Origin of the sequence: Streptomyces sp. NPDC051211 (genome assembly GCF_040689505.1) — a bacterium.
Taxonomy (GTDB): domain Bacteria; phylum Actinomycetota; class Actinomycetes; order Streptomycetales; family Streptomycetaceae; genus Streptomyces.
Map to the genome: position 1 here is coordinate 46,155 of NZ_JBFBAV010000036.1, position 12,812 is coordinate 58,966.

The 12,812-nt window shown below is 71.9% G+C and carries 14 protein-coding genes; 11 read left to right on the forward strand and 3 right to left on the reverse strand.

Translation table 11 applies throughout. The annotated features are described in order from the left end of the window. Positions 1-917: 917 nt before the first annotated feature. Positions 918-1,151, reverse strand: a complete 234-nt coding sequence (locus AB0447_RS27725; protein WP_366479542.1) for a DUF397 domain-containing protein — start codon at positions 1,149-1,151, stop codon at positions 918-920. Then, positions 1,148-1,996: a helix-turn-helix transcriptional regulator gene (locus tag AB0447_RS27730; protein WP_366479543.1), complete on the reverse strand. Its 849-nt coding sequence runs from the start codon at positions 1,994-1,996 to the stop codon at positions 1,148-1,150. Before AB0447_RS27730 ends, AB0447_RS27725 begins: the two co-directional genes overlap by 4 nt. Positions 1,997-2,475: 479 nt before the next feature. Between AB0447_RS27730 and AB0447_RS27735 the strand changes: the two genes are divergently transcribed. From AB0447_RS27735 to AB0447_RS27785, 11 genes are all read left to right on the forward strand, one after another. Then, on the forward strand, positions 2,476-2,907 hold the full coding sequence (locus tag AB0447_RS27735) for an ATP-binding protein (RefSeq protein ID WP_366479544.1): 432 nt from the start codon (positions 2,476-2,478) through the stop codon (positions 2,905-2,907). A 101-nt stretch (positions 2,908-3,008) separates the two neighbouring features. Beyond that, a complete protein-coding gene (locus AB0447_RS27740; protein ID WP_366479545.1) occupies positions 3,009-3,242 on the forward strand; it encodes a hypothetical protein in 234 nt (77 codons plus the stop codon). 255 nt (positions 3,243-3,497) lie between these two features. After that, on the forward strand, positions 3,498-4,592 hold the full coding sequence (locus tag AB0447_RS27745; protein ID WP_366479546.1) for a hypothetical protein: 1,095 nt from the start codon (positions 3,498-3,500) through the stop codon (positions 4,590-4,592). Next, positions 4,589-6,640: a hypothetical protein gene (locus tag AB0447_RS27750; protein WP_366479547.1), complete on the forward strand. Its 2,052-nt coding sequence runs from the start codon at positions 4,589-4,591 to the stop codon at positions 6,638-6,640. Before AB0447_RS27745 ends, AB0447_RS27750 begins: the two co-directional genes overlap by 4 nt. Further along, entirely contained in the window at positions 6,625-7,641 is a 1,017-nt protein-coding gene (locus AB0447_RS27755) for an enolase C-terminal domain-like protein (protein ID WP_366479548.1), read from the forward strand. The genes AB0447_RS27750 and AB0447_RS27755 overlap by 16 nt, the downstream gene beginning before the upstream one ends. Further along, positions 7,635-8,090: a hypothetical protein gene (locus AB0447_RS27760; RefSeq protein ID WP_366479549.1), complete on the forward strand. Its 456-nt coding sequence runs from the start codon at positions 7,635-7,637 to the stop codon at positions 8,088-8,090. Before AB0447_RS27755 ends, AB0447_RS27760 begins: the two co-directional genes overlap by 7 nt. Further along, positions 8,075-8,746, forward strand: coding sequence for an HAD family hydrolase (locus tag AB0447_RS27765; RefSeq protein ID WP_366479550.1), 672 nt, complete (start codon positions 8,075-8,077; stop codon positions 8,744-8,746). The genes AB0447_RS27760 and AB0447_RS27765 overlap by 16 nt, the downstream gene beginning before the upstream one ends. Further along, positions 8,743-9,531, forward strand: a complete 789-nt coding sequence (locus tag AB0447_RS27770; protein ID WP_366479551.1) for a class I SAM-dependent methyltransferase — start codon at positions 8,743-8,745, stop codon at positions 9,529-9,531. The genes AB0447_RS27765 and AB0447_RS27770 overlap by 4 nt, the downstream gene beginning before the upstream one ends. Next, on the forward strand, positions 9,528-10,316 hold the full coding sequence (locus AB0447_RS27775) for a creatininase family protein (RefSeq protein WP_366479552.1): 789 nt from the start codon (positions 9,528-9,530) through the stop codon (positions 10,314-10,316). The genes AB0447_RS27770 and AB0447_RS27775 overlap by 4 nt, the downstream gene beginning before the upstream one ends. Next, positions 10,307-11,047, forward strand: a complete 741-nt coding sequence (locus tag AB0447_RS27780; protein ID WP_366479553.1) for a phytanoyl-CoA dioxygenase family protein — start codon at positions 10,307-10,309, stop codon at positions 11,045-11,047. Before AB0447_RS27775 ends, AB0447_RS27780 begins: the two co-directional genes overlap by 10 nt. Before the next feature lie 17 nt (positions 11,048-11,064). Then, positions 11,065-11,712, forward strand: a complete 648-nt coding sequence (locus AB0447_RS27785; RefSeq protein ID WP_366479554.1) for a Sua5/YciO/YrdC/YwlC family protein — start codon at positions 11,065-11,067, stop codon at positions 11,710-11,712. Here the strand turns inward: AB0447_RS27785 and AB0447_RS27790 are convergent. Beyond that, a complete protein-coding gene (locus AB0447_RS27790; RefSeq protein ID WP_366479555.1) occupies positions 11,705-12,754 on the reverse strand; it encodes an aminoglycoside phosphotransferase family protein in 1,050 nt (349 codons plus the stop codon). The genes AB0447_RS27785 and AB0447_RS27790 overlap by 8 nt on opposite strands. Positions 12,755-12,812: the final 58 nt, after the last annotated feature.

The window sequence follows — 12,812 nt, forward strand, 5'->3', positions numbered from 1 at the left end:
CGCTCGACCACCGCTTGCGCCTCGTGGTTCGGCTGTCCCTGCGGGTTCCTTCCGCAGCACCACTACGGGCGCACCGTGTCCGCCGAGACCGCTCGACCCATCGGCTGTTCTTGTGGGTTCTTCCCGCAGCATCACTACGGCTTCCACCCAAACAGGAAGATCACGGCGGTGAGTGGAGTGGTTCCTGGCGTGCTCGCCTCGCAGCACCACGCCGGCTCCGGTCAGCGGGTCTAGACGACGACGATGCAGCCCTGTCCCTGCGGGTTCACCCCGCAGCACCACTGCGGCGACCAGCGGGCCACATCCAGTCGGCTCAGCCCTTCGGCGCTTCTGCGGGTATAGCCCCCAGCACCACTACGGCAGCGACGGCAAGCACACCTGGACTCTGTCTAACCCGCGGCATCTGCAGGTATTGCCCGCAGCACCACTGAGGGATCCAGACGTCCGCCTCGGCGATATAGTTGAGGACCCAATCTCTGCGGGACGTACCCGCAGCACCACTACGGCACCCTCCGCGGACGCGCCCACCAGTACCTGAAGAAGTCCATCTCTGCTAGTACGACCCGCAGCACCACCCTGGTGACGAGTCGATTGCCCACACGCTCAACCCCACTTAGCCTGTCCCTGCGGGTCGGTCCCGCAGCACCACTGCGGCTCGTACACGTGGGAGCTGGACGCCGACTGCGCCCCTGTACCTGCGGATTCCGTCGCAGCACCACTGCGGCTTGTGGGCTTCGAGCAGGTGCGCGGCCTCGGCGGCTGCTATCCCTGCGGGTTCGCTCAGTCAGCCCATGGTCATCCGGTCATTGCGGACGGGTGAGCTGGCCCGGGCTGACGGGGTATGGCCATACAGGCAAGGCCCGGATTCCCCCCGCTGCGGGCTGGGGGAATCCGGGCCTTGGTTGCTTCGTGGCTGGTCAGGCAGTCGGGAAGTGGTCGTGTGCTGCGTGCGGCAGGAAGGCGGTGAACGCGGCCTCGGTGAACGCAAGCGCCGGCCCGTTCGGGTCCTTCGAGTCGCGGACGGCGACGAAGCCGCGGGTCGGCCGGGTGTCGGCGATCTCGACGCACTGCTCGCCGCCGTCGCTGTATGACGACTTGCGCCACTTCGCCTCGGGCAGGTCGGTGGCGGACAGCCTGTTCATGTCGGTCATGACTTCTCCATGATGGTTTTGATCTTCTCCCGCGAGTCGTCGACGGGGAGTGCTGCGGCCACGATCCGCTCGAAGGCGGCCTCGTAGACCTTCACGTCGTCGGTCCCCTCGGCGAAGGTCCCGCCGCGGATCGTCTCCACGCTGATCACGGTGGGCCAGGGGTGGGGGAACCGGACGATGTGGAACGGGCCCACCATGCCGGGGTGGGGGTTGGCGAGTATCGGCATCATCTGGATGGTGATGTTGGGCTGCTCGGCCATGTCGAGCAGGTGGCGCAGTTGCTCGCGCATCAGCGAAGGGTGGGCGGCCGAGCGGTAGTGCAGGGTTGCCTCGTGGATGACGGCCCATAGGTGGAGGGGGCCGCCGGGGCGGCTGGTGTCGGTGAGGATGGCCTGCCGCTTCTTGCGCATCTCGACCAGGGCGGAGACCTCTTCGGTGGTCCGGGTGATGGCGGAGCCGGTGATGATCTCGCGGGCGTACTGAGGGATTTGGAGCAGGCCGGGGATCAGGCCGGGCAGGTAGATCCGGGTCGACTCGGCGTCTTCCTCCAGGCCGATGTAGTCCTTGTAGTTGGTCTCGGGCAGGTCGCCGTAGTTGCTCCACCAGCCGACCTTGTTGGCGTCGCGGGCCAGCTCCTCCATGGCGGTGACCACCGTCTCGTCGGTGACCCCGTACGCCTCCAGGAGCGGCTTGACGTCCTTGATCGGCAGGTGTGCCTTGGCGTTCTCGATCCGGTTGATCTTGCTTCCGTCCCATCCGATCGCCTGGGCGGCGCTGTCGGAGGTGTTGAAGCCGGCGTTCTTCCTGAAGGTGCGCAGCGCGCTGCCGAGACGGCGTCTGCGCACGGTCTGCACAAGCGGCGGTGTGGGCACGGGAAGTTGAACCTCTCTGCGGGCTGGCGGGGCGATTCGAGGGTGGATCTTCCCCTTCCGGGGTGCGGCGTCCTTATTCCGGGTCAGTCTGCCCGGCCCGGGGATAGGAAGTCGATCGAACATCCCTCCAATCGTTGGGAGTTTGGTTGCAATGGTTGCAGGCATCGTGTCAGTGGGTGCATTCTTCCAACGTGAAGCCGTGACCAAGTGTCAGCAGATGATCACGCTGAGGTGGTAGGTCGCGGCCCCAGAACGGCCGGGTTCGAGCATGGCCCGGCCCGCCGGCCTCGTGTCCCCGCCCCCCGTCGGGGACACGAGGCCACGCACCCGACACCCGCTCCCAACTCGCCGAGGCCACCCATGAGCCAGAGCACCACTCGCACAGCCCGCACCCACAGCCTGGCCCTCACCGCCCGCGCCATACAGGGCCCCGACAGCGGCAGGGCCGCCCGGTGACCGGCGTACTGGCGGAAGACGTGAAAGCAGCACCCACCGGACCCCAGCGCTATAGCGACGGCTACTCGCCCCGCGACACCGCTCCTTCCCGCGCCCGACGCGACGTCACCCTCTGCCTCCGTACCTGGGGCCTTGATGCCCTGGTCGACGACGCGCAGCTGATCGTCTCCGAGCTCGTCTCGAACGCCGTCCAGCACACCGACACCTGCCGAATCGGTGTCTCTGTCACCCGCCACCCCGACCACGTACGGATCGTGGTCACCGACACCAGCCGCACCCTGCCCGCCCCCGCGGCCGCCACCCCCGACGCCGAGGCCGGCCGCGGGCTCCAGCTCGTCGACCAGCTCACCACCCGATGGGGCAGCAAGCGGGTCCGGACCGGTAAGCAGGTCTGGGCCGAACTCACCACCATCAAGGCGACGTCGTGAGCGCCGGTGGCTGGGGTGAGTTACACGGCCCCACCCGTCTCACCCCGCCCCGGAAGCGCCGTCACGCCCGGCCGGACGGGAACGTGATCGCCGGACTGCTGATGACGACAGGCAACGTGCTCGGCCTGGCCGTCCTCGCGCTCTCCTGCGCCGACCAGGCCGACGGCGCCCCCGCCGTCCCCTCGATCACCGTCCCGGACCAGGCACCTGCCGAAGCACAGCCGGCCCGCAGGCCGGCCAACGACACGGCGCACACCGTCAGCTCCGGACCGGCAGCCCGCACCACCCCATCGCGGGCCTGCCGCTGCGGACCCCACACCCGCCTCACCCTTTGAATTCCGGTGGCAGCGCGGTGCCCCCGGGCCCGCGTTGTCACCGGCCAGAGTCCCGGGCCCGGCACCCCGAAGGACAGCACCGGCCGGACCGGGCACCGTCCCCGGCTGAACAACCCTGGACAGGTCGAGCAGCCGGGGACGGGCACCACCAGGCACTGGTCGGCCATCCTCGGCACGGCCCCTTGCCCACAGGCAAACCAGCTTGCACCGTACGGAAGTTCACCGCGTCCGTCCCCTGACCGGATGGAGGGCCCCGTGCCTGCCACCACACCGCGTGAATCCCTCACCACCACCGACTTAGACACCCTGGCAGCGCTCGCCGCCCGCTACGGAGTGCCCATTGAGGACGCGCTCCTCATGGCGGTCAACCTGCACGGCATCAGCTCGCCCCTGAACCGGCACCGCGCCCGGGTCCTGATCCGCCTCGTCTCGGCGCCCGCGGTGCCGTGGCAGGTGATCGTGCCGCTCAACGCCTCCGCCTCCCCGTTCCTCCTCGACGAGGACACCCTCCTCCTCGCCGGGACCCCCGTCGCGACCGTGACGCGGGTCGACGCGGATGAGGCCGTGGGCGGCTACTTCCGCAACGAGGGCCGGGCCGTCACCCTCAACCCCAACGCGCGCAGCCGCTGCGTCGGCTGCGCGTTCTGCCCCAACACCCTGGAAGCCGCAGCCGACCCCCGCCTTTCCGAGCAGCGCGCCGTCCGCGAACTTCTCGACGCCATGGCCCACCAGCACCCGGCAGGCACCCTGAGCGGCCTGGAGGAGGTCACAGTCTCCACCGGCTGCTTCGAACGCGAACAGGCCGCTGTCGACCACCTCGGCGACCTCCGCGCGGTGCTGACCGAGGCCAGCATCAACGCGCGGATCGGGTTCCTCACCTCGGTGCTGCGCACACAGCCGGCCTTCGACAACCTGGCCCGCACGGCCGGCCCGTTCGTTCTGCGGATGACCGCCGAGTGCTTCACCCGCCGCGACCTGCTGCTGAAGGCCTCCAAAGCGGAGCTCACCAGGAAGGAGATGCCGCGCGTGCTGCGCCGGGCCGTACGCGCCGGACACGACGCGTCGTTCACGTACATCGTCGGGCTCGACGACCTGGCCGCCATGGAGGACGGCGTCCGCGACCTCGCCCCGCACGTGACGGAGTTCCCGAACCTTCAGGTCTACCAGGCCCACAACCGGATCATGGCCGGGCTCCGCGCCCCCGGCGCCACCGACCTCGCCTTCTACCTACAGGCCCGCGCCGTCCTGGAGGACGTCCTCGGCCCGACCGGGCTGCGCCCCAAGGCCTGGGAGTGCTACCGGCCCCTGTGGCACTTCACCTTCGGCCCCGAACGCCTGGTCGCGGCATGACCAGCCACGCCCAGAACGCGGATCTGCTGTGGCGGGCCCAGACCTACGTAGCCGTCGCGCAGATCCACCTCCAGGACAACGTGCTGCTGCGCCGCCCGCTCGGCCCGGGGGACGTGAAGGCGCGCCCGGCTGGCCACTGGGGCACTGTGCCGGGGACGGCGTGGGCCCTGGCTCACATCGCCCTGCTGTCCGGCACCGGCGACATTGACGGCACCGAGCTGGTCCCACTGCTGGGAGCCGGCCACGCCGGGGTGGCGCAGATCGCCGCGGGCTGGCTCACCGGCCACCTGGCCGCCGCTCGCCCGCAGTTCACCCCCGACGAGCAGGGACTGGTGAACCTGTGCCGGTCCTTCCCGGAGGTGGCCGGCCTCGGATCCGAGGTCACCCCGGCCCTGCCCGGCGGGGACTTCCTCGGCGGCCGGCTCGGCGGCTGCCTCCCCTTCGCCCAGGGCGCCGCGCTCGCGGCCGGCTCCGGTCGGGTGATCGTGCCGGTCCTCGGAGACGGCGAGTGCGAGACCCCGACCACCGCCGCGGCCTGGCTCGCCGCCCAGGCCCTGCCCGGCACCCCGGTGCTGCCGGTCGTCCACCTCAACGGCTTCCGCATGGGCGCACCCAGCCTCCTCGCGGGCCTCGACGCGCGGGCCCTGACCGCGTACGCGGCCGGGTTTGGCTGGAGCGCCCGCGCCGTCACCGTTCCGGACGACGGCCACGAGGTCTTCCACGCCGAGCTCGCCCAGGCTGTTGCCGACACCCTGGCCGGGCGCCGCACGGTGCTGTTCATGCGGTGCGTCAAGGGCTGGAGCGGCCCCGCCGCCGTGAACGGACAGCAGGTCCTCGGTACCGCCCGCGCCCACAAGACCCCACTCGCCCGGGCCGCCTGCGACTCCGCGCAGACGCACGCGCTCGAAGCATGGCTGTCCTCGTACCGGCCCGAGGAACTGTTCACCGACGGCGGCCACCCGGGCCCCGGCCTTGCCGCTGCCCTCGCCGGCACCGCATGGCCCCGCCTGAAGGCGAGCCGCCCTGCGCCGGCGCCGCGTGCCGCCGTTCGGCAGCAGCCCGTCTCGTTCGCCGATGCCGTTGCCACCGTGATCCGCTCCCACGCCCGCGCCGGGGACTTCCGGGTGTTCAGCCCGGACGAGCTCGCCTCCAACCGCCTCTCCGAACTCGCCGGACAGGCATGGACCACCGAGGTCCTCGCCGAGGAGCTCCTAGGCGAGCAGCTCGCCGGCTTCAACGCGGCCGGCGGCCGCGGGGTCCTCATCTCCTACGAGGCCTTCGCCCCGCTCCTGGCGACCGGGATCGTCTCCCTGCTCAAGCAACAGCGGATGCCCGGCGCCGCCCCGCGGCCGAGCTTCAACCTGCTCCTGACCTCCTACGGCTGGCACAACACCTACACCCACGGCGACCCGTCCCTGACCACCACGCTCCTCGCGCTGGAGGATCCGGCCATACGGGTGTTGGCGCCCGCCGACCCTGCCCGGCTGGCGGCCGTACTGGACGACGCCTTCACCAGCACGGGCCAGCTCAACGTCATCGTCGCGGGCAAGCACCCCCAGCCGCCCATCCCTGCCGACACGCTCCGCGAGGAGCTGGACCGGGGGGCCGCCGTCTGGCCGCACCTGTCCGACGTCCAGCCGCCGGCCTTGACCGTGGTGGTGTGCGGAGACTTGCCCGCCGCGGTCACGGCCGAGGCGCTGCCCCGGATCCGGGCGGAGCTCGGCGTGGCAGTGCGGGTGGTGTCCGTCCTCGACCTGACCGCGCTCGGAGACCCCGCCGTGTGGCCCGCCGGGCTGCCCGCCGGCGAAGTGAACGTCCTGCTCGGCGAGGACGCGGCGCTGCTGGTCGTCACCCTCGGGCACCCGGCCGCGATCTGGTCTCTCCTGAAGGCGCGGCACGCCCGGCCGGTTGAGGTGATCGGCTGGCGGGAGACCGAAGGGCCCCGCTCCCAGCCGGACACCGCGGCCGCGGCCGGCATGACCGCCGAAGGCCTGCTCGCTGCCGCCGCGCGCCTGCTGAAGACGAGGCCCCGATGCGACACCTGGTGATCGACTCCTTCGGCTTCACCGACCTCGCCGACCACGCCGGGCCGGGCGACGACACCGTCTTCGTCGCGGTCCGCTCCAGCCGAGCGGTCGGATGGTACGGGCCCCTCGCCGAACCCGTCGCCCGCGCCGTCCGTGATCTGGCTCCTGTCCTCGCCGGCGCCGACGCGACCGACCACGAAGGCCTCCAGGACCGCCTGGCCCAGTCGGCGCCGCACTCCCGGGCCGGTTCATGGGCGGTGGGCGCGCTGGACTGCGCGATCTGGGACCTGCACGCCCGGGCCGAAGGCCGCCCGGCCGCCGGCCTGCTGACCGCCGAGCCGCTACAGCACCGGATCACCGCGTACTCGTCCTGGCTGACCCGCGACCTCGCCCACCCCGCCACCGCGGACCTGGTTCCCGAAATCAGCGCGCAGGGCTGGGCCTTCACGAAGTGGGGGCTGCGCAACCACCCGGGCGCCAGCGGGGGAGCGCTCGCCGAGACCCTGCATGCCGGCGCGACAGCCGAGCCGGTCGCGGTTGACGCCGTCGGCACCTGGCCGCTGGCCCTCGCGGCCGAATTCGCCGCGGCCGCCGATCCTACGGCGCTGGTCTGGCTGGAGGACCCGGCCCCCACCCACGACCCCCGCGCCTACCAGAACCTGCGCACCCTGCCGCTCGCAGTGGGGGAGCGCCTCACCCTGACCGACGACGCGCCCACCGTCCTTGCCGGGATCCGGCCGGCCGCGCTCACCCTCGACGTTGTCGGCTGCGGCGGGCTCACCGCAGCCCGGCGGATCCTGGCCCGCACGACCACCCCCGTCTTCCCGCACGGCCGCTCCCTCCAGCCTGCCCTCCACCTGGCAGCCGCCTGCCCCGACCGGGTCCTGGCCGTCGAGTACCGGCAGCAGTGGGAACCCGGCCGACAGACCCTCTACGCCCACGGCGTCGAGCCCGACCGCGGTCACCTCACCCTGCCCACCGTGCCCGGCCTGGGCGCCGCCCCGAGGAGCGCATCATGCTGAACCCGCCCCGCTCCCTGCCCGTACGCGGCCGCACCGTCCCCGCCGACACCGGCCCGCTGCTCGTCCTGGACGCACGCCTCGAAGGGCACGACACCTTCCTGACCGGCACTCTCACCCTGGACGGCCACGACATCCCGGTGCGGATCACCACCCTGGACGACAGCACCACCCTCCAGCCCACCCAGCCGCTCCCTGACCGCCTCCCCGAGCAGTGGTCGGCCACACTCCACCTGCGCCACGGCCAGCGCCCGCGCGACATCCCCGACGACCTGCGCGCCGCAGCCAGCACGGCGGGCCACGACCTCGACGCCCTGGACGACGCCGAACTGCGCTACGCCCTGACCTTCCTAGGCGAGGCCACCACCGAAGCCATCCGCACCGACCGCCTGGCCGCGATCGTCACCGGCCTGCCCACCCTCGAAGGAGACCCCGAGTGGCCCACCCCGTGAAGCTCATCAGCGTGGACGTCGGCGGCACCATCGGCGAAGCCGACGGCCCCGGCCTGACCATGCAGCTCACCGCCGCGTCCCCCCTGCCCGCCGACCAGGCCCGCGCCGTCATGCGCGGCCGCCTGCACACCCAGCCCGCCATCAGCGACGCCCTCGCCGCCGAACTCGCCGACGCCCTTGGCATCAAGCCGGCCGACTTTCCCCGCAACCTGCCGGCCGCCCCGCTCACCCTGTACCCGTACGCCCTCGACGCGCTTCAGCAGCTGGCGGGCATCGCACCTGTCGTTACGCTGTCCAACGTCACCTGCGTGGACGCCGACACCGAAGCCCTGCGTCAACGCCTCGCGCCCTGGGTCACCGACCTGTTCCCGTCCTGCACCCTCGGCTACGCCAAGCCCGACCCCCGCGCGTTCCTCACCGTCGCCGAACACCACGGCGTGACACCGGCCAGCATGATTCACATCGGCGACGACTGGACCTGTGACGTCCTGGGCGCCCTCGACGCCGGCGCCGTCCCGGTGTGGATCTCCAAAGACCGGCCCATTCCCGACACACCGCCCACCTTCGGGCGGCAGCATGTCCACGTGGCCGCCACCCTCGCCGACGCGGCCGCCCTCATCCGCACCCTCAACACCCCCGAAGGGACCACGTCATGAGCCTGTTCACCGGCACCTCCAGCTACTACCGCCAGTACCGCCCCGGCATCCCCGACGACCTCGCCGCCCGCCTCGCCGCCTACGCGCCCGACCGCCGACCGCGCCGCCTGCTGGACGTCGGCACCGGCACCGGCCTGGTCGCCGAAGCACTGATGCCGTACTTCACCGACATCATCGCCTGCGACAACGACCCCGACATGATCGCCACCGCCGAGGAAGCGCTGCGCCCCAAGGTCCCGCAGGGCACCACCCTGTCCCTGGTCACCTCCACCGCCGAGGACTTCCGCCCGCCCGCCGACTGGAAGGCCGACCTGGTCACCATCTGCCGCGCCTTCCACTGGCTCGACCAGGCCGGCGTCCTCGCCCTGCTGGACTCCCAGGTCGCCGACGGCGGTGCGGTGGCGGTGTTCGCCGACCGCAGCTTCTGGGCCGCCGAGAGCGACTGGAAGGCCGCGGTAAAGCAGGTCATCAAGGACTTCCTCGGCGAGGAACGCCGCGCGGGCGGCGGTACCTTCCAGCACCACAACCGCCCCTACAGCGAGATCATGGAAGAGTCGCCGTTCAACCAGGTCGAGGAGTTCACCGTCCCGGTCACCCGGACCTGGAACACCGCCAGCATCCTCGGCTACCTGTACTCCACCAGCTTCGCCGCCCCCGCCCTGTTCGGTGACCGGCTGGAGGAGTTCGAGACCGCCGTGCAGAAGACCCTGCGCGGCTTCTCCGAGGACGACACCTTCCACGAGAGCAACGAGTTCCTCGTACGCGTCGGACGGCGCACCGCATGACCGGCCCCGGCGGCGGTCACCGCCAGCTCGACCGGCTGACCGCCGCCGACCTCCCCACCCGCGTACAGGCCGCCTCCGTGCTGTGCCTGCCCGTGGGCTCCACCGAACAGCACGGCCCCCACTTACCCCTCGCCACCGACACCGTCATCGCCGAGACGTTCACCCGGCACCTGATCGCCGCGCACGGCGCCGAGTTCGACCTGTGGCAGCTCCCGGCCGTCCCGTACGGCCTCGCCCCGGAACACGCATGGGCCCCCGGCACCCTGTCGCTGACCATCACCGAGTTCACCACCCTCCTGCACACCCTCACCGCCCAGTACGCACGCGCCACCAACGCGCGGAACCTGGTCCTGATCAACGGGCACGGCGGCAACCGCGGCGTCCTGACCGCCCTCGTCTACGAACTCGGCCACGCCCACGACATCAGCGTGTGCGTCCTGCACCCCCTGGCCCTGGCACACCTCCCCGCCGGCGAGCGGCCCGAGATCCACGCCGGCCTCCACGAGACCGCGCTCATGCTCCACCTCGCGCCCGACACGGTCCGCCTCGACCAGCTCACCGACCACCTGCCGCAGGACGCCGACGAGATCCGCCGACAGGTCACCGACAGGGGCGTGAGCTGGCCCTGGTCCTCAGGCGACCCGCGCATCGCCGCCGCCGGGGTTATCGGCAACGACCCGCGCACCGCCACCCCCGCCCTCGGCGCCTACCTCCTGGACGAGGCAGTCGCCTCCGCCGTGCCCGCTCTGGAAGCCCTCACCGGAAGGAAGAGACCATGCTCGTGACCGACGACGAGCGCGCCCGATTCCGCCGCGACGGCATGTTCGTCCGCCGCGGCCTCGCCGCCGACGCCCACACCGGGCCCGCCCGCGACCTCATCACCACTTGGTACGCCAAGGACTACGAACCCGACCGCCTGACCGAGTACACCCAGCGCACCTTCGCCCCCGAACACGGCCAGCACCCGGCCCTCCTCGACCTCTACACCGCCACCGGCGCCGCCGACATCGCCCGGGAGCTCCTGACCGACCCGGCCCCGGTCACCACCACCCAGGTTCAGATCCGCATCCCCTCCGACCAGCCGGACGCCGCCCAGCCGGAGAAGACGATGCACGTGGACGGAGTCGGCTGCCCCCACCTCGACCCCGCCGAACTGCGCACCTTCTCCCTTCTCGTCGGCGTCGTCCTCTCCCCGGTCACCCGCCCCGACGCCGGCGCCCTCCACTACGTCCCCGGCGGACACCTGACGATGTCCCGCTGGTTCGCCACCGAATGGGCCCGCGGCATCACCGACCAAGTTCCCCCGGACATCGACACCAACGACGGCGTCCCGCTCCTCGCCGACGTCGGCGACGTCCTCTTCCTGCACCACCTGGTCCCGCACGCCGTCGGCACCAACCACACCACCACGCCCCGCCTCATGGCGTACTTCCGCGTCTCCCACACCCGGCACGCCACCCGGCGCCTCGACGCACTGCGCGACCCCTGGCTCGACTACCCCGCCCTTAACCCCTGACCGGGAAGGACACCACCGTGCAGACCATCCCGACCACCGACATCGACACCGCCGTAGCCGCCATCGAATCCGGACGCCTCGTCGTCGTCCCCACCGCCCGCTGGTACATGATCTGCGCCGACGCCGCCAACCCCGACGCCTACAAGGCCATACTCGAAGGCAAGCAGCGCCCCAAGAACAAGCCCCTCGCCCTCGTCGTCCCCGACCAGGACCGGGCCCGCGACCTGCTGCACTTCACCTCCGACGCCGAGCGCCTGGCCACCGCGTTCTGGCCCGGCGACCTCGCCCTCTTCCTGTCCTGGCGCGAACCGGCCGACGCCGCCCGATACACCGTCGTCGGCTCACCCGCCCTGACCACCCACGCCCCCGGCCCCCTGGGCGCCCTCGCCCGAGCGGTACCCGGACTCCTCGCGGCCACCACCGTCAACGTCTCCGGCGACGCCGGCCCCGACGACCGCGGCCCCGCCATCACTCTCGCCGAGGTCGAAGAGTTCCTCACCGAAGCCGGACTCGACGCGATCGTCATGGACGGCGGCGTCTGCCCGGCCGCCAACCACCTCACCATCGTCGACTGCGCCAGCGACCAGACCCACCTCGTCCGCGCCGGACTCGTCCACCCGCGGGCCGTCGCCTCCGTCATCGGCCGGACTCTGCCGACTACCTGACCCGATCGACCCGAAGGGCGCCTCCCCGGCCCGGGGAGGCGCCCTTCACCTTCAGCAGGCGAGCGCGGACAACTCCGCTGCCACCGCCGGATAGGAATCCCGTACACCGGCCTGGTTGCCGAGCCGGTGCCGCTCCAGGCGCAGCGCGCCGAGGTGCCGCACCTCGTACACGTGCCGCCGCCACCGGACCGGCGCAGTGTCCGCGGGCGCCGGGGCAGGCCTCGAAGAAGGACAGCCGCTCGTCCTGCTTGGCCCGGGCCATTCGCGTCGGCCAGTCCGCCTCCGGGTCACCCCACCAGGTGCGGTCCATGTCCAGGACACCGCAGATCGTCGGCACCGGGGCGCCGCCCGCGAGCAGCGTGTTCACCGTCCACAGGTCCCCGGTCAGCAGCCTCGGCACCGCCACCTCGTCCAGAACCTGCGCACCGGCCTGGGCGGCGTCGGCGGCCTTGCGTAGGTCGGCCGCGTCCAGGCCGCAGCTCTCGACGTCCTCGGCGATCAGGTGCAGCGACGTGACGACGGCCTCGCTCCATCGCGTGTGTCCGGGGCCGGTGATCGGGCCGAACCAGGGACCCGCGACCGCGTGCACGGCCGCCGCGATCTTCCCGATCCGACGGAAGAACGCCGAGTGCGTGCCCTTCGGGTACGAGCCGAGGAGCTGCGGCGCCGGGACCCCGGGCAGGAAGGACTGGATCATCCAGTCCCGGCCGATGACGGACTGGGTGAAGTCGGACGCCAGGACCCGCGGCATCAGGTCGGCGATCGGCGCGAGCCACGGCACCGACGCGTACTCCGCCCGCATCAGCTCCCGCTCGGAGCGGAACTGCCGGGCCGGTTCGGGCGCCACCCGCAGGATCACCGGCTCCGCGCGGTCGGCCAAGCCGAGGCGGTACGTGGTGTTGTACATGCCGCCGCCCAGCTCCATCGCGGAGCGGACCAGGGTGTTGGGCCCGAAGGCGCGCCGTGCGACGGCCAGGATTTGCCGCTCGGTCAGGACCTGCTGAAAGGCGTTGGCGGGCCGCTCGATCGCGTGGAGCTCCATGGGGACTTCCTTCCGGGTTGTGAGGACTTCGGGGAACCGGGCCAAAGCCTGCTGGTCA

Bases quoted from the DNA above. Each gene is read 5' to 3' on its own strand.
- AB0447_RS27725 (WP_366479542.1), bottom strand. From the start codon at position 1,151: ATGACCGACATGAACAGGCTGTCCGCCACCGACCTGCCCGAGGCGAAG.
- AB0447_RS27740 (WP_366479545.1), top strand. From the start codon at position 3,009: ATGACGACAGGCAACGTGCTCGGCCTGGCCGTCCTCGCGCTCTCCTGC.
- AB0447_RS27750 (WP_366479547.1), top strand. From the start codon at position 4,589: ATGACCAGCCACGCCCAGAACGCGGATCTGCTGTGGCGGGCCCAGACC.
- AB0447_RS27755 (WP_366479548.1), top strand. From the start codon at position 6,625: ATGCGACACCTGGTGATCGACTCCTTCGGCTTCACCGACCTCGCCGAC.
- AB0447_RS27760 (WP_366479549.1), top strand. From the start codon at position 7,635: ATGCTGAACCCGCCCCGCTCCCTGCCCGTACGCGGCCGCACCGTCCCC.
- AB0447_RS27770 (WP_366479551.1), top strand. From the start codon at position 8,743: ATGAGCCTGTTCACCGGCACCTCCAGCTACTACCGCCAGTACCGCCCC.
- AB0447_RS27775 (WP_366479552.1), top strand. From the start codon at position 9,528: ATGACCGGCCCCGGCGGCGGTCACCGCCAGCTCGACCGGCTGACCGCC.
- AB0447_RS27780 (WP_366479553.1), top strand. From the start codon at position 10,307: ATGCTCGTGACCGACGACGAGCGCGCCCGATTCCGCCGCGACGGCATG.
- AB0447_RS27790 (WP_366479555.1), bottom strand. From the start codon at position 12,754: ATGGAGCTCCACGCGATCGAGCGGCCCGCCAACGCCTTTCAGCAGGTC.